A 17,474-nucleotide genomic window follows, 5' to 3' on the forward strand; every position below is an offset into this window, starting at 1 on the left:
GCAGGATGGTGGTCAGGACCGCGCGCCGAGGCGCTGCAGTGTCCGGGTGAAATCGTCGGCGGAGACTTCGCCGGTGATGCGGGCGGCGGCGATCTCGTCGCCGCGGCGAGGATCGAGAAACACCAGGGTCGGCGGGCCGATCACATCGAACCGCTTCATCAGCGCGGCGGTGTCGGCATTGGTCGCGGTGACGTCGGCGCGGATCACGGTGAGTCCGGCAAGGCGCCGCTTCACCTCCGGAGCCGCGAACACGGTGCGCTCCATCGTTTTGCAGGCGGTGCACCAGTCGGCCGAGAAGTCGATCATGATCGGTTTGCCGCGATCGCGACTGTCGGCGATCGCGGTGTCCATGTCTTGGATCGACGACACGGTGCGGGCTTCGACCGCCGCGTCCGCCTGTCTTTGGCCGAGCGTGGCGAGCGGCCGCAGCGGATCGTCGGCGCCGGCAGCCGCGCCGACGATCAATGCCGCGCCGTAGACGAACAGGGCCAGCCCGCCAGCTTTGGCCAGTCGCGAGATCGGGCCGTGCTGCCGGCCGAGCCGGTCGAAGGCGCCGAAGAACACTGCAGTTGCGATCGCCAGCGCCGCCCACAGCAAGAGACCGACAGGGCCGGGGACGATGCGGCCGATCAGCGTTGTTGCGATCGCCAGGAAGACGACGCCGAACAGCTTGCGCACCGTCACCAGCCACGGCCCCGAGCGCGGCAGGATGCCGCCGCCGAAGATGCCGACCAGGATCAGTGGAAAGCCCATGCCGAGGCCGAGCGCGAACAGCGCGGCGGCACCGCGGGCGGTGTCGCCGGTCTGCGCCACGTAGAGCAGAGCTGCGGCGAGCGGCGGTGTCACGCACGGCCCGACGATCAACGCCGAGGTGAAGCCCAGTGCCGCTGCGCCGATCAGCGGACCCGCGCGTCCGCTGATGCGACCGCTCAGCGCGTCGCCGAACCGTGCCGGCAATTGCAGCTCGAACAGGCCGAAGCTGGACAGCGCCAGCGCGACATAGATCGCCGCCATCGTCAGCAGCGCGGCCGGCGTCTGCAACGCGGCCTGCAGATTCTGTCCCGACCAGGCGGCGGCAACGCCGAGCGCCGCGTAGGCGCTGGCCATCGCCACAGTGTAGGTCAGCGCCAACGCAAAGCCGCGAACCGGCGAGATGTCCTGGCCGGCGCGCGTCAGCATCCCGGCGACGATCGGTACCATCGGCAGTACGCAAGGCGTGAACGCCAGTAGCAGGCCGAACCCGGCGAAAGCCAGCAGCAACGGCGCCCACCCCTCGGTCATCGACGGCAGCATCGAAGGCGCGGTTGCTTCCGCCGGTGGCGACGAAGCGTCCGCCTCGGTCAGCGCCGGTGCGTCCGGCCACTGGATCTGCGGCGGGGCATTGGCTGGCTCCGCCGCCGTCACCGTGTCGCTCGCAAGGTCGACATTCGCGGTCGCCGGCGGGTAGCAGATGCCACGTTCGGCGCAGCCCTGGTAACCGACCGTCAAGCGCGTGGCGCCGTTCAGCGCCGCGGCTGGAATCGTCGCGGTGACGCTGCGGTGATAGACTTCGGTCACGCCGAAGTTCGGATCGTCCTTGGTTTCGCCGGCAGGCAAGTGCGGCGCGAGTTGGGTGCCCTCCGGCGTCCGCACCACGATCTTGTCGCGGTACAGATAGACGCCCGGCGCGATCGTCCAGGTCAGCGTGACGCCATCGGCTGCCGATTGGACGCCGAGCCGGAACGGTGATTGCTTCGGCGCGGCGAATGCGGACTGTGCGGCGACGAGGGCGGCGACGAAGGCAAGAAGGCGGAAGAGACGGACGGTCATGGTTCCCTGATCGCTGGGTCGGACGCCGGCAGTCTCCGCAGCCAGCTTAAGCCAGCCTTAAGGCGGGCGTCGCAAGTCGGGATCCGAAAGGTGATGGATCGATGCGGGTCTTGGTGATCGAGGACGATGCGATGATCGCGGACGGCATTCGTGCAGGGCTGTCGCTCGCCGGTGCGAGTATCGATTGCGTCGGCACTTGCGAGGATGCACGGAGCGCGCTCGCCGCCAATGAATTCTCGGCGGTGGTGCTCGACATCATGCTGCCCGACGGCAGCGGCATCGATCTGCTGCGCGACATCCGGCGCGGCGGCGACGCGACGCCGGTGCTGCTGCTCACCGCGCTGGACGAGATCGCCGACCGTATTGCCGGGCTCGACGCCGGCGCCGACGATTATCTCGGCAAGCCGTTCGATCTCGACGAACTCTCGGCGCGGCTACGCGCGATCATTCGCCGCCGCGACGGCCGTGCGACCACTTGCCTGGAGCACGGGCCGATCTGCCTGTATCCCGCCGAGGGCAATGCCACGCTCGGCGGCGCGCCGGTGGCGTTGTCGCGGCGCGAATTCGCGGTGCTGCATGCCTTGATGGAGCGGCCCGGCGTGGTGCGGTCGCGGGCCGAGCTCGAAGAGCGGCTGTACGGCTGGGGCGACGAGGTCGACAGCAACGCGGTCGAAGTTCACATCCACAATCTACGTGCCAAGCTTGGGCGAAGCACCATCGAGACCATCCGCGGCCTCGGCTATCGGATGGCGCCGTCATGATCGGATCGCTGCGGCTGCGGCTGTTTTTCGTCCTGCTCGGCGCCACCGGCGCGGTGTGGCTTGCCGCGGTGACGTGGATCTACGCATCGAGCCAGCGCGAACTCGAGCATGTGCTGGACACGCGGCTGCAGGAAGCGGCCCGGATGGTGGTGTCGCTGGTCGGCAGCATGCAGGGGCAGGTTCCGGAAACGCTGCCGTCGATGGCCGCCCCGTCGTCACCCGCTAACTACGAGCGTCAGCTGTCCTGTCAGGTGTGGTCGGTGCAGGGCCGGATGATCGCGCGCTCGGGCGGCGCGCCGGAGCAGAAGCTCAGCGATCAGGCGTCGGGCTTTTCGGAGCGACAGATCGACGGCGAGGCGTGGCGGGTCTATGCGGCGGAGGATCCAGAGAAGGGATTTCGCGTGCTGGTCGGCGATCGGCTCGGGCTGCGCGACCGGCTGGTCACCGATCTGATCAAAGGGCTGATGTGGCCGGCGCTGCTGATTGCGCCGCTGCTCGGCTTGCTGATTTGGATCAGTGTCGGACGCGGCCTCCGGCCGCTGCAGACGATCGCGTCGGATCTCGGCCGCCGCGACGCCGACGATATGAGCCCCGTCGATGCCAGTCGCACGCCTTCGGAGGTGAAGCCGCTCACCCAGGCACTCAACACGCTGTTCGACAAAGTCGCGCTGGCTCGGCGGCACGAGCGGGAGATCACCGCCTTTGCGGCGCATGAGCTGCGTAGCCCGCTGACCGCGCTCAAGACCCAGGCTCAGGTCGCGCTCGCTGCCAATGACCCTGCCGTATCACGGGCGGCCTTGCAGCAGATCCTGCTCGCGGTCGATCGCGCCACGAGGTTGGTGCGGCAATTGTTGACGCTGGCCCGACTCGACGCGCATGCCGAGATCGACGATCGCGCCCGCATTGCGATGCGTCCGCTGATCGAGGAGGTGGTCCGCGCCACACCGCGCGCCGATGGCATCGCGGTGACGATCGACGACGAGCTTGCCGATGTGGTGTGGAACGGCAATCGCGAATGTCTCGAGCTCGCGCTCCGCAATCTGCACGAGAACGCCGTGCAATACATGCCCGCCGGCGGCGAGGCGCGTTGGCGGATCGGCGAGACACCTGGCTCGATCGTGGTCGAGGACACCGGGCCCGGCGTTGCCGCGGACGAGCTCGACAAGATCGGTCAACGCTTCTTCCGCGGCCGCAACAAGTCGGTGGTCGGCAGCGGCCTCGGTCTTGCGATCGCCTCGCTCGCGGTGGAACGCAGCGGCGCCGAGCTTCGGCTCGGCAACCGCACAGATCGCTCCGGCTTTCGCGCCGAGATCAGGCTCCGGTCGGATCGATAGCTTCGCGCTCCGCTCCTCGCATTGACGACACGGGGCCTTGATCGCTCACACCTTCTCCAGCGCCGCGACCAGATCCTCGATCAGATCGTCCTTGTGCTCGAGGCCGGCGGAGAGGCGGATGAAGCCTTCGCTGATACCAAGCTCGGCGCGCGCTTCGGGCTTGAGCCGCTGATGCGTGGTGGTGGCCGGGTGGGTGACGAGACTCTTGGCGTCGCCGAGATTGTTGCTGATCTTCACCAGCTTCAGCGCGTTCAGGAAGCGGAACGCCTCGGCCTTGCCGCCCTTCACTTCGAACCCGACCAGCGTCGAGCCGGCGCCCATCTGCTTCTTGACGGTGGCGGCCTGCGGATGGTCGGCGCGGCCCGGATACACCAGCCGCGGCACCTTCGGATGTCCGGCCAGCGCATCGGCAATCGCCGCGGCGTTGCTGGTCTGCTTCTCGACCCGGATTGCCAGCGTCTCCAGGCCCTTCAGCAGCACCCAGGCGTTGAACGGCGACAGCGACGGGCCGGTCTGGCGCAGATAGGTCTGGATGTGCTCTTCGATGAACGCCTGCGACGACAGCACCACGCCGCCGAGGCAGCGGCCCTGGCCGTCGATGTGCTTGGTCGCCGAATACACCACGACGTCGGCACCGAGCTGAAGCGGGCTTTGCCAGATCGGGGTGGCGAACACGTTGTCGACCACGAGGCGCGCGCCGCCCGCATGGGCGATCTCGGCGATCGCGCCGATGTCGAGCACGTCGAGCGTCGGGTTGGTCGGGCTTTCGAGGAAGCAGGTCCGGGTGTTGGGCCGCATCGCCCGCTGCCACTGGTCGAGATCGAGGCCGTCGACCAGCGTCGACTCGATGCCGTAGCGCGGCAGCAGATCTTCGACGATGTAGCGACACGAGCCGAACATCGCTTTCGACGCGACGACGTGGTCGCCGGCGCGCAGCGGCGCCAGGATCGCGGCCGTGACGGCGGCCATGCCGGTGGCGGTGGCGCGCGCCGCTTCGGCGCCCTCGAATTCGGCCATCCGCTGCTCGAAGCTGAACACGGTCGGGTTGGAGAACCGCGAATATTGGAAGCCGGCGTCGTCGCCGGTGAAGCGCGCCTCGCATTGCTCGGCGCTGTCGTAGACGAAGCCCTGGGTCAGGAACAACGCCTCGGAGGTCTCGCCGAACTGCGAACGCAAGCTACCTGAATGAACCAGGCGGGTTTCGCGGCGGAAATGCGCGGTGGCGGGAACGGGGATGGTCGGTTTGGTCTCGGACATGTGGTCTCCAGCGCGCCCACATCGGACGATGCGGACACAAAAAAACCGGCCTGGGGATCAACCCTCGGGCCGGGACCACAACGTCCCCGGCCTGTTTAGCGACTTGTTTAACGTGGCTGCAAGCCGGCCGGCTCAAATCACCACGGGATAAGTCGGGCTCTTAATCCTCCGCACTCTTCCCGTCAAGCCGGGCTTCGGCTAGCGGTGGACGCTCGTATCTGAGTTTCCCGGAGGGCATGGCTTGCGCTCCGAAGGACCAACATCGTGCCGTTCACCCTGCCGCCCGACGCCGACGGAATTCTGCCCGACCGCATGATCGCGGCGATGACGGAATCGGGCCTGATCCTGCCGGAATACCCGTTCGTCGAGAGCCAGATCCAGCCGGCCAGTCTCGATCTGCGGCTCGGGCTGATCGCCTACCGGGTCCGCGCCAGCTTCCTGCCGGGGCCGGACTGCACGGTCGCCGAGCGGATCGACGAGCTGAAGCTGCACGAGATCGACCTGTCGGACGGCGCGGTGCTGGAGACCAATTGCGTCTACATCGTGCCGCTGCTCGAGAGCCTGGCGCTGCCGCGCCACATCGTGGCGGCGGCCAATCCGAAAAGCTCGACCGGCCGGCTCGACGTCTTCACCCGGGTGATCGCCGACGGCACCCGCCGCTTCGACATGATCGGCGCCGGCTATCACGGCCCGCTCTATGCCGAGATCAGCCCCAAGACCTTCCCGGTCTTGCTGCGGGAAGGCTCTCGACTGTCGCAGGTGCGCTTCCGTGTCGGCCAGGCGACGCTGGAGCAGGACGAGCTCGATGCGCTGCACGACGCCGAGCGGCTGGTCGATGCCGACGATGCGGACCTCACCGGCGGCGTCGCGCTCAGCGTCGACCTGTCGGGCGAGAATTCCGACGGCTTCGTCGGCTACCGCGCCAAGCGCCATACCGGTGTGGTCGATATCGACCGCCGCGGCGGCTATGCGGCCGGGGAGTTCTGGGAGCCGATCGCGGCGCGGCCGGACGGCACGCTGATCCTCGATCCCGGCGAGTTCTACATCCTGGCGTCGAAGGAAGCGGTCCAGGTGCCGCCGGACTACGCCGCCGAGATGGTGCCGTTCGATCCGCTAGTCGGCGAATTCCGCGTGCATTATGCCGGCTTCTTCGATCCCGGCTTCGGCTACGAAGGCGCCGGCGGCTCCGGCGCCCGCGCGGTGCTGGAAGTGCGCTCGCGCGAGGTGCCGTTCATCCTCGAGCACGGCCAGATCGTCGGCCGCCTGATCTACGAAAAGATGCTGTCGCGCCCCGACGCGCTATACGGCCAGCGCATCGGCTCCAACTACCAGGCCCAAGGCCTGAAGCTGAGCAAGCATTTTAAGGCGTAGTGCTCGTCGCTGCAGCGCGCGCCGCATCGTCTTGGCGGTGCCGCGACCCGATGTTATCGTTTCCGGATGAAAACATCGCCCGCCGCAAAGGTCAGCGCCGAGCAGTTCCTCGCCTGGATGGCCGGGCAGGAGGAGCGCTACGAACTGGTCGAGGGCGAAGTGGTCGCGATGGCCGGCGCGGGCCGCCGCCATGACGCGATCGTGGTGAACCTGACGGCGGCGATCCATGCCCAGGTCCGCGGTGGTCCCTGCCAGACTTTCACGGGCGACACTTATGTTGCGACGTCTCCGACGACACGTCGGATGCCGGATCTCGGCGTCGATTGCGGCAAGCCGGACGACAGCGCGCTGGTTGCGGAGAGGCCGACGCTTCTCGTCGAAGTGTTGTCGCCGACCACAAGTGGCTTCGACGTCACTGTGAAACTCGCCGAGTATCAGACGCTGCCGTCGCTCGACTACATTCTGTTCGTCGACACCGAAATGCCGAACGCTCATTTGTATGTCCGCGGCGACGACCGGCAGTGGACCAACCGCGTGTTCAAAGGGCTCGATGCAGCGATCGAGCTGCCGAAATTGCAGGTGCGGCTCACGCTCGCCGAAATCTATGACGGTCTGCAGTTCCGCGACCGGCCGCGATTGGTCTCGGATGCAAGTCCACCTGACGGAATGAGCGGCCTTTCACAATAGCGCAAGTTGTCGGGCGCGGTCAGCGCTGCCTCTTAAGGGCCTGTGCTTCACCACCTTCTCCGCTAGTCTGCTCCCAAAAATGACAACAGCCAGGGAGCGACGATGCCCGCCTTCGACGCGCAAGCCGACCAAACCACCCCGCAGCATTCCAATCCGCAATGGCGCGGCATCGCCGATCTGTATCATGCCGTGTTCACCGGCCTGATCCTCACTCTGGTCAGTCGCCGTGGCACGGCCGATGCCGCCGAATTCGTGTTTCGGGTGTTTCGCCGCCAGCAGCAGGAGCGCTTCGTCGCCGGCCTCGCCAAGCTCGGCCTCGACCACCTGCCGCCTGCGGTGGCAGCAGCGCAATATCACTATCTGTCGAACTGGATCGGCGGCGTGCACGTCGAATACATGTACGAGAACGATCGCAAGGCGTGGATCCGCTATCCGCCGCCGCGCTGGATTTGGCGCGGTACCGCGATCTGCGGTGTGCCCAGTGAAGTTTCGAAGGCAATGCTGCGCGGCTGGCACGCCAACAACGGCGTCGCGCTCGGCAATCTCAAGCTCGGCTTCGTCTGCACCAAGCAGAGCGTCGACGGCCAGGACGGCCTGGAGGGCTATTACTACGAGGCCGACGAGCCGCTCGAACCGGATCATCGACTGCAATTCGCCCGGCATCTCGAAGCGCCGCTTTTCGATCCCGCGATGGCGCCGGCGCTGCCGGTCGACAGCTGGCCGAAGCCGCGGCTGGAGAAGGCCCACCGCAACTACGCGATGGAATATGTCCGCACCGCAGCTCCGATCGCGGTGCAGTTGTTTGGCCCGCTCGACGGCGGCTATCTGCTGCACCTCACCGGCAAGCTGATCGGGATGCAGTCTTACGACGATCTGGCGCAGGCGCTCGGACCCTCCAGCCGTGATGCCGCCGGCTTCGCCGCCTTGCTGCAGGCGTTGTTCGCCGCACAGGGCGACGACGCTGAATTGCGGAACGTCGGCGACGGTTTCGAGCTGCGACAGGCCGACTGGAAATTGATGGACGGAGTCGCCGACGGCCACCCGGCCTGCGTTCGTGTGCTCGAGGGGCTGGTCGAGGGGCTCGCTGCCGGATGCGGTCGGCGCATCGCCGTCAGTCTGGCCGGCGATCACCGCTCGACGCCGCTGCTGTGGACGGTGCGCTGAGCTGTTCCCACCTGCCCGCGGGTGGCCATGCGCGACGCGAGCATCGCGTCCGCCGAGAACGGTGATAGGAAGGTTGACGCCCGGCCGAGATCGGGCCCCGGGGGGAATGCATGTCCGATATCGCCGTGGCGGAGCTGCCACCGGTCGCGCAAGCCGCGCCGGCCCCGCCCGCGCCGACACCTCCACCTCCGAGGAATCCGCTGCTCGACGACGGCATCCTGCGGACGCTGCTGCGGCTGTCCTGGCCGAACGTCGTGGCTCTGACCGCCGGGACCTGCGTGGCCGTCGCCGAGACCTCCTATATCGGCCGGCTCGGCACCGAGGCGCTGGCCGCGATGGCGCTGGTGTTTCCGTTCGTGATCCTGACCATGACGATGTCCGGCGGCGCGATGGGCGGCGGCGTCGCCTCGGCGATCGCGCGGGCGCTCGGCTCCGGCGACGACGACCGTGCCGCGGCGCTGGCGATGCACGCGCTGCTGATCGGGCTGTGCTTCGGGCTGGTGTTCACGGTCGGAATGCTGGCGTTCGGCGAGCGGGCGCTGGCGCTGCTCGGCGGTCGCGGCGCGGTGCTGAGCCAAGCGGCCGGCTACGTTCACATCTTCTTCGCCGGCGCGGTGGTGCCGTGGCTGATGAACACGTTCGCGGCGATCCTGCGCGGCACCGGCAATATGAAGCTGCCGTCGCTGATGATCCTCAGCGCGGCGATGCTGCAGATCGTGCTCGGCGGTGTGCTCGGCCTCGGCTTCGGGCCGGTTCCGCGGTTCGGCATGCCAGGCGTCGCTGCCGGCACATTGATCGCGTTTACGATCGGCGCCTCGGTGATGGCCTGGGTGATCTTCTCCGGCCGCGCCGGCGTGAAGCCGCGGCTGGCGGGCTTGCGGATCGAGCGTGGAATGTTTTTCGACATTCTCAAAGTGGGCGCCGTGTCGTGCTTCTCGCCGCTGCAATCGGTGCTGACCATCACGATCTTCACCCACATGCTGGCGCATTTCGGCACCGCAGTGTTGGCCGGCTACGGTATCGGCGGCCGGCTCGAATTCATGCTCACGTCGATCGCATTCGCGGTCGGGATCGCCTCGGTGCCGATGATCGGCATGGCGATCGGCGCCGGCCGGGTGAAGCGCGCGCGGCAGATTGCCTGGGTCGCCGGGCTGGTGTCGTTCGTGTTCGTCGGCGTGGTCGGCACAGGAATCGCGATCTTCCCGTATCTCTGGATCGATCTGTTCACCGACGATGCCGCGGTGCGGCTCGCCGGCGAACAGTATCTGCGCGCCGCCGGGCCGATGTACGCCTTCATCGGGCTGGCGATCTCGATGTATTTTTCGGCGCAGGGAGCCGCCCGGGTGCTCGGTCCGGTCCTGGCTCAGACCGGGCGGCTGCTGTTTGTCAGCATCGGCGGCTGGCTGCTGATCCAGCACCATGGCAGCGCCGGCAGCTTCTATCTGCTGGCGGCCGGCTCGATGGTGTTGCTCGGTGTGACGTCAGCGTTGAGCGTGCTGGTGACGCGCTGGGGGCCCAAGCCGGCAGCCGTGCCGATCATCGTCTAACGGTCGGCTTGCCGCGGGGCGAACGGCAGCAGCACGTCGAACAGGGTCGGACCACTGCTCGCCAATGCGCCTTCGAGCGACAGCAGGCGGCGCCGGGTGATGACACCGCCATTGGCGCAAATGCCGCTGGTGTCGCCTGCGGCAGCCAGGACGCGATGGCAAGGCACGATCAGGGCGAACGGATTGCGGCGGATTGCCTGGCCGACCGCGTGCACCGCGCCGGACGCGCGGAGCTGCTTGGCGATGTCGGCAAAAGTCGCAGTCTCACCGCGCGGGATTGCGCGGACCGCCTGATAGACCCTGCAGTCGAATGCCGGGATGCCGCCGAGATCGAGGCCGACGTCTGAGAAATCCCACGGTTCGCCGGATAATGTCGCGGCAACGCCGTCGATGACCGGCTGAATCCAGGCCGTGGGTCCCGTTTCCCGGGCGTCGGGGCACAGCCGCAGCAGCCTGCGGCGGGTGTCGAGCTCGCGGCTTTCGGCAAGCTGCACCGCGAGCACGCCTTCGACGTCCCATGCGATCCCGCATCGGCCCATCATGGTGTCGAAGATCGTGTAGGCAGCCCCCGCCATAGGTGGACTATAGCAAGCCGCTCGCAACACGCATCCACAAAGTTAACGGATCGTTAACGCCCATGGAGGGCAGAAGTCATGCTGCAGCGCAGTTCGCGTCGCGATCGATCGGCTGCCGCGCTGCGCGACTGGAGCGGGCGAAGGGAATCGAACCCTCGTATGCAGCTTGGGAAGCTGCCGTTCTACCATTGAACTACGCCCGCGCCGGGTCGCGGCTTTCGCCGGACAGTTATTGATCTAGCCGAGACTGTCCGTCCCGCCAAGGCCTATCGGTGCCGCGGGAGGAACGAAGCCTATCCGGCTGGATTGGTCCGGCGATGCTCGATCCGATCCGCGCTCAATTGTGTCGTGTCTGTTCCGCTTCCGCTGGCGGCTGGCTGGCGCTCGCAGCCGTTGCGGCGACGCTGATCGCCGCACCCGCTTCGGCCGAAGCTCCGGAAGATATCGACCAGCTCCGGCAGCGCGCGCTCGAACTCGTCAACGCCGCCCGCCAGCAGCATGGGCTGTCGCCGCTGCAGCTTGGTGAAGCGCTGAACGACGCGGCGCAGCGTCACGCCGACGACATGTTCAAGCGCAACTACTACTCGCACAACTCGCCGGAGGGCAACGACGTCCAGGACCGTTACATCGCGGCGGGCGGCAGCCGCTGGCGGCTGGTGGCGGAGAATATCGCCCGTTGTGCCGGCTGTCGGCCGCCGGCGACCACCGGCACCGTCGAGCAGCTTCAGCAAGGCTGGATGAACAGCCCACACCATCGCGAGAACATCTTGCGCGAGGGACTGGATCGTTTTGGCTACGGTCTCGTCGACGACGGGGAGCAGGGCCTGTACGGCGTTCAGACATTTGCGGGTGCAGGCACGCCGCGCGGCTCGAGTCCGGACGACAAGCCGCAGGTGCTCGCCGAGGATCAAGTGCTGCCGCGCATGACCGATCTGATCAACCGCGCACGCAAGGCGAAAGGAGCCGGGCCGCTACAGCCGAGCCGCGCGCTGACCGAGGTTGCGACCGCCATGATGCCGCCGGAGAGCTCCGATGGCATCGAGCTGAAGGACGGCGATGCGTTCCAGAACCTGCCGGCCGATCAACGGCGCAGCTTTCGATCGATCGGCGTGATTGCAGAGGCCTGCGGCGGGTGCGGCGCCGAGGCGACGGCTGCGGATCTACGGGCGTTTCGGCGGCAGTGGCTCGACAATCCGCAATATCAGCAGCGTCTGCTCGATCCCGAGCTCACCTATCTCGGTTTTGCCCTGCAGGTCGATGGCCGCGGCCGTAAGGTTGCGCTGGCGGTGCTTGGCAAGCATCGTTGAAGGATCTCGGTTCTCGTCAGCCGCCCTGCATCCGGCGCAATTCTGATGATCGGAGGTGGCTGCGGTTGATCGGCGTCAACGCCACGCCCCCTGATCGGCGCGAAGCTCGGTTACTGCTCCATTGCAGGGGGATACGGCTATGACGAGCACCATGATGACGTTCGACATCCTGCTGTTGGCTGCGGCCGCGGCGTCGACGGTGCTGATCCTGTTCGGCGTAGTAATCGCGAGTGGTCACGAAGGTGAGCATCACCACGCCAAAGTCCGCGCGGTGTCGCACCACGACTGATCGTGTGGTCGAGTTCGCGGCCGGTATCAGGGTTTTCCGGCCGCGTTGCTCAAGTCGTGCTTGATTGTCTCGAGCAGCGAAATCAGCACGTCGGTGCGCGCAGGTACGCTATTGCGTGCAGGTGCGTCATTACGTGCAGGTGCGTCGACCGCGCCGAGTAGAGGCCGGGGCTTTTCTGTGTCGACGGCGAGGGACGGTGAAGTGAGCGGCATGCGGGGCGCTTGCAGCGAAGCGCTGCCGGAAGAAGCGCTGCCGGAAAGAGGCTTGCTGTTCGTTGCCGATGGGGCCGGTTGTCTCAGTAAAGCACGGGCCCTGATCGGAGACTTTGCCGGCCGGGCAGGCGGTGCGGGCGCATCATTTGTCCGCCGCCGTGATGGCTGGGGCATCTGCTCGGCCGTCGCGAACGGCGCAGTGCCTTCCGCCGGGGTGACGAAATCGCCGTACAACACGTCGCCGTTCCGGCCCATCCACCACAGTACGGCGCCATACACTACTACGACACCGACAAAACCGATCAGGCTGAGCTCCAGCATCAGGTTTGCTCCGTGCGAGCAGACTTGGCTGAGTGGACCACCTGGACTGTCGAGCGGAATCTATGCGCGCTGTTGCCTGCGCACGCTGGCGCTGTAACTTGGACGCTGAGCTCGGCGCACGGCGATCGCATGGTTACTCCCGGAACTAATCGATTGATTCCGGAACCGGCAGAGCGGTGCAAGCTATTTCTAGCTCAATTCAAGATTGCCGCAGCGCAAAATGAAGGCGCCGAGCAATGCCCGGCGCCTTTGTTGTCGCAAAAATGATGGCAACCGCCGACTAGTGACCGGCCAGCACCGGCAAGCCGAGCATCGAGGAGAACGGGGCCGGGCTGTTGATGAGCTGGGCCGAGGCCTTCTGATTGCTGGCGAGCGACGACCAGGCATCCTGGTTCTTGGTCAAGGACGACCACGGCTTCTGGCTCGACGCCAGCGACGACCAGGGCTTCTGCGACGCCGACAGCAACGGGCCGAACATCGACGACAAGAAGAAGTTCGGGCTGGTCAGCTCGGGGAAGATCCCGCCGAGGGTGGTACGGGACTCGGTCAGCCGCGGCGCGCCGGTCAAGCGGGTCGACGAATCCACCAGCGAGGCGCTGCTGCCGTGATGGCCGGATACGTCGCGGATCGCGCCGTGGCGGTTGAGGATCGCGTCCGCTTGGCCACCCTTGCCGAACGGCGGGTCGACCGTCACCACGGTGCCGTTCTTGTCGCTGGAGACGATCTGGGCGTTGCTGAACGAGGCGGCCTTCAGCTCCGCGACGGCCGCCTGCGCCTTAGCTGCGTCCTGGTACAGTTTGATGATCTGCGTCATTCCTACCTTCCTCTATAGCCAAGTATTAGCGCGAATTTCAGTCTTTGACCGACAATTCCCAACAATCGAAACCGGTTCCCAGCTTGGCATAATTTTGCAGCGCGGCAAGTCGTTTCAAGTATCAGGTTACCGGCAGCATCGCGCCGCAGCAGAACCTGCTCGTTTGCAGTAAATAATCACTTGCGATCAAGACAGTTCATTGGTCTTCGCCCGATTCATCGGTTCACGAATGCGTTGATCGGTAGCAGGGTATGTGTCGCAAGACGGGCAGGGGCCGCGGTGAGCCGCGAAGCGTTTGGAGGCCGCACGGACTATTCAAGCCGCCCGCCGCACAACCCCACCGTTTCACGCCGTTGACGCGTCAGCGTGCCACGACGGCAGCCACCGATTCGACAGCGCCCGGAACAAAGCGGCGCCCTGTCGCGTCTGAGACCGACACGGGAGACAGGTGAATGGAAAGTGTTGCGAGCGCGTCGTGGTGGGCGGCGGGGGTGTTGTATCAGATCTATCCGCGCTCGTTTCAGGACAGCAACGACGACGGCATCGGCGATCTGCGCGGCATCATCGATCGGCTGGGCTATCTGTCCGACCTCGGCGTCGATGCGATCTGGCTGTCGCCGATCTTTCCATCACCGATGGCGGACTTCGGCTACGACGTCGCCGATTATGTCGGCATCGATCCGATCTTCGGCACGATGGACGATTTCGATGCGCTGGTGCTCACCGCGCACGCCCGCGGGCTCAAGGTCATCCTCGATCTGGTGCCGAACCACTCCTCCGACCAGCATCCCTGGTTCATCGAGAGCCGGTCGTCTCGCGACAATCCCAAGCGTGATTGGTACATCTGGCGCGATCCGGCGCCGGATGGCGGGCCGCCGACCAATTGGCTGTCTGAATTCGGCGGCAGCGGCTGGGAGTACGATGAAGCGACCGGGCAGTACTACTATCACGCCTTCCTGAAGCAGCAGCCCGACCTCAATTGGCGCAATCCGGAGGTGCGTGCCGCGATCTATGAGGCGATGCGGTTCTGGCTTCGCAAGGGTGTCGATGGATTTCGCGTGGACGTGATCTGGCACCTGATCAAGGACGATCAATTTCGCGACAATCCGCCCAATCCGGATTTCAGGCCGGGCATGCCGCCGCACGCCGCGCTGATTCCGATCTACTCCGCCGATCGGCCAGAGACGCTGGATGTGGTGGCCGAATTGCGCAGCGTGATCGAAGAGTTCGATCATCGCCTCCTGATCGGCGAGATCTATCTGCCGATTGAACGGTTGGTCGCGTATTACGGTGCGGAGCTGAAGGGCGCGCAGCTGCCGTTCAACTTTGCGCTGTTGTCGACCCAGTGGCACGCCCGCGAGATCGCCGCGCTGATCGATCGTTACGAGCAGGCGCTTCCCTCCGGTGCATGGCCGAATTGGGTGCTGGGCAATCACGATCGGCCGCGGGTGGCGAGCCGGGTTGGTCCGGCGCAGGCGCGCGTTGCCGCGATGCTGCTGCTGACGTTGCGCGGCACCCCCACGATGTATTACGGCGATGAACTCGGCATGGAGCAGGTCGAGATCGCGCCTGAGGACGTACAGGACCCGTTCGAAAAGAACGTGCCGGGCATCGGCGTGGGCCGCGACGGCTGCCGCACGCCGATGCAGTGGGACGCTTCGGCCAACGCCGGGTTCTCCGACGCCCGGCCATGGCTGCCGCTGGCGCCTGATGCCACCCAGGACTGTGCCGCCAATCTCCGCGCAGACGCGCAGTCGATCCTCAATCTGTATCGCGCATTGCTTCGGCTGCGGCGCGAACTGCCGCAGCTGTCACTCGGAAATTATCAGCCGCTCGCCGCGGAAGGCGATCTGCTGTTGTATCGCCGGCACCATCAAGGGCAGTCGGTGCTGGTGGCGCTCAATCTGGGTCCAGATCCGATCTCGGTCGCGTCCGACGCGATCGGGCTCGACGGCGAAGTGCTGCTGTCCACCATGCTCGACCGCGCCAGCGAACGCGTCGGTGCGACGCTCGATCTGCGCGGCAATGAAGGCATCATCGTCGGCCGGGCGCCGGAGGAAGTGGTGTAACCGGCTGAGCAGCGCCCGACCTCGTCCGACAGTTTCTCCGTCATTGCGAGCGAAGCAAGACAATCCAGGGCTTCGCGCACTGAAGCGTTGGATTGTTTGGTCGGCTTCGCCTCGCAATGACGATCGGAGAGACCACCTTTGGTTCAGGTCTTTGAGCGTCCGCCGCCATCGACCTCGGTGCGGCGGAGCAGATAATCGAGGCCGCCGACCCGGAACCAGCGATAGCCGTAGCCCTCGATCAGCAACTTGTGCCGGCCGCGCGCAGCATGACTGTGATTGTCGCCGAGCAGATCGATCAAGGTGTCGCCGGCATCGTCGGGTAATCCCACTGCGAATGACACCTCGCGCGGCTGCTCGTCGAGATTGTGCACGAACAGCACCGAATTGTTTCGCCAGTCATAGCGGAGGATCAGGACGGCGGGATCGCGCGCGGCGATCACCTTGAAGTCGCCCCAGCCGATCTCCGGCACTTCTTTGCGCATCCGGATGATTCGCTCGGTCCAGTTCAGCATCGAACCGGGATCGCGGCGCTGCTGGGCGACGTTGACGTGCTCGAAACCGTAGGCGCCGTGATCGATCACCGGGATCTCCGGCTTGTCGCTCCCGGTGAAGCCACCGTGCGGCTCGGTCGACCATTGCATCGGCGTTCGCGCGCAGCGGCGCTCCGGCAGCGACAGGTCGTCGCCCATCGCGATCTCGTCGCCGTAGCGGATCACTGGTGTGCCCGGCAGCGTCATCATCAGGCTGTAGGCGAGCTCAAGCCGTCGCTGGTCGCCGCCGAGCATCGGCGCCAGCCGCCGCCGGATGCCACGGTCGTAGAGCTGCATATTCTTGTCCGGACCGAATCTCTCGAACACCGTCTGACGTTGCGACTTGGTCAGCCGTCCGAGATCCAGCTCGTCGTGGTTGCGCAGGAATAGCCCCCATTGCGCGGTTGCCGGGCGCGGCTTGGTGTCGGTGAGCGCTTTCGCCAGCGGGCCTGTGTCGGCGGCGGCGAGGGCGTAAAATAGATGCTGGTTCACATGGAAGTTGAACATCATGTGCATGCGTTCGCCGTCGTCACCGAAATAGTGCAGATCGTCTTCGGGTCGGACGTTGGCTTCGGCCAGGATGATGGCGTCGCCTTTGCGCCATTGCAGGAATTCCCGGAAGGTCCGCAGCATGTCGAATTGCTCGACCGGCTTCTTGGCCTTCGGGCCCTTGGTGGCAATCACGAACGGCACCGCGTCCATCCGGAAGCCGGAGACACCGAGCTGAATCCAGAACCCCATGATCTTCAGGATCTCTTCCTGCACATAGGGATTGGCAGTGTTAAGGTCGGGCTGAAAATCGTAGAACCGGTGGAAGTACCAAGCCTTGGCCTGCTTATCGTGAGTCCAGGTGGTCTTCTGCACGCCCGGAAACACCATGCCCTGGTCGGCGTGTGCGGGCTTCTTGTCCGACCACACGTACCAGTCGCGATAAGGCGAGTTCGGATCGGTGCGGGCCTGCTTGAACCAGGGGTGCTGGTCGGAAGTGTGATTGACCACGAGGTCGATGATCACCCGCATGCCGCGCTGCTTGCACCCGTGGGTGAATTCGACGAAGTCGCCGAGCGTGCCATAGCGCGGATCGACGCCGTAATAGTCGGAGATGTCGTAGCCGTCGTCGCGATAGGGCGACGGCTGGAACGGCATCAGCCAGATCGCGGTGACTCCGAGCCCGTGCAGATAATCCAGCCGCCGCGTCAGGCCTTTGAAGTCACCGATTCCATCCCCATTGGCGTCCATATAGGTCGCCACCGAGAGGCAGTAGATCACGCCGTTTTTGTACCAGAGGTCGTCGATCATAGGGGCTCGGCGGCTTGGGAGGAGGCGGAGGGCATGTCATTGCAAGGAGCGAAAGCGACGAGGCAATCCAGCACGCTCGCGTACAGCGCGTTTGGATTGCTTCGCTCCGCTCGCAACGACGGACAGGC

At 65.9% G+C, this 17,474-nt stretch carries 15 protein-coding genes, 1 tRNA gene and 1 riboswitch; of the genes, 9 read left to right on the plus strand and 7 right to left on the minus strand.

The annotated features are described in order from the left end of the window. Positions 1-12 precede the first annotated feature (12 nt). Positions 13-1,809: a protein-disulfide reductase DsbD gene (gene dsbD, locus DNX69_RS19040; RefSeq protein WP_110787468.1), complete on the minus strand. Its 1,797-nt coding sequence runs from the start codon at positions 1,807-1,809 to the stop codon at positions 13-15. Positions 1,810-1,910: 101 nt separating this feature from the next. On the opposite strand from dsbD, the gene DNX69_RS19045 reads away from it, so the two are divergent. Continuing rightward, positions 1,911-2,570 (plus strand): response regulator, encoded by a 660-nt coding sequence (locus tag DNX69_RS19045; RefSeq protein ID WP_110787469.1) that lies wholly within the window; start codon positions 1,911-1,913, stop codon positions 2,568-2,570. Then, a complete protein-coding gene (locus DNX69_RS19050) occupies positions 2,567-3,904 on the plus strand; it encodes a sensor histidine kinase (RefSeq protein ID WP_207803162.1) in 1,338 nt (445 codons plus the stop codon). Before DNX69_RS19045 ends, DNX69_RS19050 begins: the two co-directional genes overlap by 4 nt. A 45-nt stretch (positions 3,905-3,949) precedes the next feature. Here the strand turns inward: DNX69_RS19050 and DNX69_RS19055 are convergent, their stop codons facing one another. Then, positions 3,950-5,161 (minus strand): O-succinylhomoserine sulfhydrylase, encoded by a 1,212-nt coding sequence (locus DNX69_RS19055; RefSeq protein ID WP_110787470.1) that lies wholly within the window; start codon positions 5,159-5,161, stop codon positions 3,950-3,952. A 74-nt stretch (positions 5,162-5,235) separates the two neighbouring features. Next, a riboswitch (SAM riboswitch) is annotated at positions 5,236-5,315 on the minus strand. A 110-nt stretch (positions 5,316-5,425) separates the two neighbouring features. Here DNX69_RS19055 and DNX69_RS19060 point away from each other — a divergent pair. From DNX69_RS19060 to DNX69_RS19075, 4 genes are all read left to right on the plus strand, one after another. Beyond that, the gene (locus DNX69_RS19060) at positions 5,426-6,532 is read left to right on the plus strand and encodes a 2'-deoxycytidine 5'-triphosphate deaminase (protein ID WP_110787471.1); all 1,107 of its coding nucleotides are present in this window, start codon (positions 5,426-5,428) and stop codon (positions 6,530-6,532) included. A 66-nt stretch (positions 6,533-6,598) separates the two neighbouring features. Further along, positions 6,599-7,219 (plus strand): Uma2 family endonuclease, encoded by a 621-nt coding sequence (locus DNX69_RS19065; protein ID WP_110787472.1) that lies wholly within the window; start codon positions 6,599-6,601, stop codon positions 7,217-7,219. Between the two features lie 102 nt (positions 7,220-7,321). Next, entirely contained in the window at positions 7,322-8,383 is a 1,062-nt protein-coding gene (locus DNX69_RS19070; protein WP_110787473.1) for a hypothetical protein, read from the plus strand. A gap of 110 nt (positions 8,384-8,493) precedes the next feature. Continuing rightward, positions 8,494-9,930: an MATE family efflux transporter gene (locus DNX69_RS19075; protein ID WP_110787474.1), complete on the plus strand. Its 1,437-nt coding sequence runs from the start codon at positions 8,494-8,496 to the stop codon at positions 9,928-9,930. Here DNX69_RS19075 and DNX69_RS19080 read toward each other — a convergent pair. Continuing rightward, positions 9,927-10,505 carry a methylated-DNA--[protein]-cysteine S-methyltransferase gene (locus DNX69_RS19080; protein ID WP_110787475.1) on the minus strand — a complete coding sequence of 193 codons (579 nt, stop codon included), beginning with the start codon at positions 10,503-10,505 and terminating at the stop codon, positions 9,927-9,929. The genes DNX69_RS19075 and DNX69_RS19080 overlap by 4 nt on opposite strands. Positions 10,506-10,634: 129 nt before the next feature. Beyond that, positions 10,635-10,708 (minus strand) — tRNA-Gly (locus DNX69_RS19085). Between the two features lie 114 nt (positions 10,709-10,822). Here DNX69_RS19085 and DNX69_RS19090 point away from each other — a divergent pair. Further along, entirely contained in the window at positions 10,823-11,812 is a 990-nt protein-coding gene (locus DNX69_RS19090) for a CAP domain-containing protein (RefSeq protein ID WP_110787476.1), read from the plus strand. A 139-nt stretch (positions 11,813-11,951) separates the two neighbouring features. Then, the gene (locus tag DNX69_RS26360; protein ID WP_165825251.1) at positions 11,952-12,101 is read left to right on the plus strand and encodes a hypothetical protein; all 150 of its coding nucleotides are present in this window, start codon (positions 11,952-11,954) and stop codon (positions 12,099-12,101) included. 26 nt (positions 12,102-12,127) lie between these two features. On the opposite strand, the gene DNX69_RS19095 is transcribed toward DNX69_RS26360, so the two are convergent. Together DNX69_RS19095 and DNX69_RS19100 are read right to left on the minus strand one after the other, a co-directional pair. After that, entirely contained in the window at positions 12,128-12,634 is a 507-nt protein-coding gene (locus tag DNX69_RS19095; protein ID WP_110787477.1) for a hypothetical protein, read from the minus strand. A gap of 280 nt (positions 12,635-12,914) precedes the next feature. Then, on the minus strand, positions 12,915-13,448 hold the full coding sequence (locus DNX69_RS19100; RefSeq protein ID WP_110787478.1) for a hypothetical protein: 534 nt from the start codon (positions 13,446-13,448) through the stop codon (positions 12,915-12,917). 452 nt (positions 13,449-13,900) lie between these two features. Between DNX69_RS19100 and DNX69_RS19105 the strand changes: the two genes are divergently transcribed. Continuing rightward, positions 13,901-15,517 carry an alpha-amylase family glycosyl hydrolase gene (locus DNX69_RS19105; protein ID WP_110787479.1) on the plus strand — a complete coding sequence of 539 codons (1,617 nt, stop codon included), beginning with the start codon at positions 13,901-13,903 and terminating at the stop codon, positions 15,515-15,517. 143 nt (positions 15,518-15,660) lie between these two features. Here the strand turns inward: DNX69_RS19105 and DNX69_RS19110 are convergent, their stop codons facing one another. After that, positions 15,661-17,346 carry an alpha-amylase family protein gene (locus DNX69_RS19110; RefSeq protein ID WP_110787480.1) on the minus strand — a complete coding sequence of 562 codons (1,686 nt, stop codon included), beginning with the start codon at positions 17,344-17,346 and terminating at the stop codon, positions 15,661-15,663. Between the last annotated feature and the right edge of the window lie 128 nt (positions 17,347-17,474).

The organism is Rhodopseudomonas palustris (assembly GCF_003226555.1).
GTDB classification, from domain to species: domain Bacteria; phylum Pseudomonadota; class Alphaproteobacteria; order Rhizobiales; family Xanthobacteraceae; genus Rhodopseudomonas; species Rhodopseudomonas palustris_I.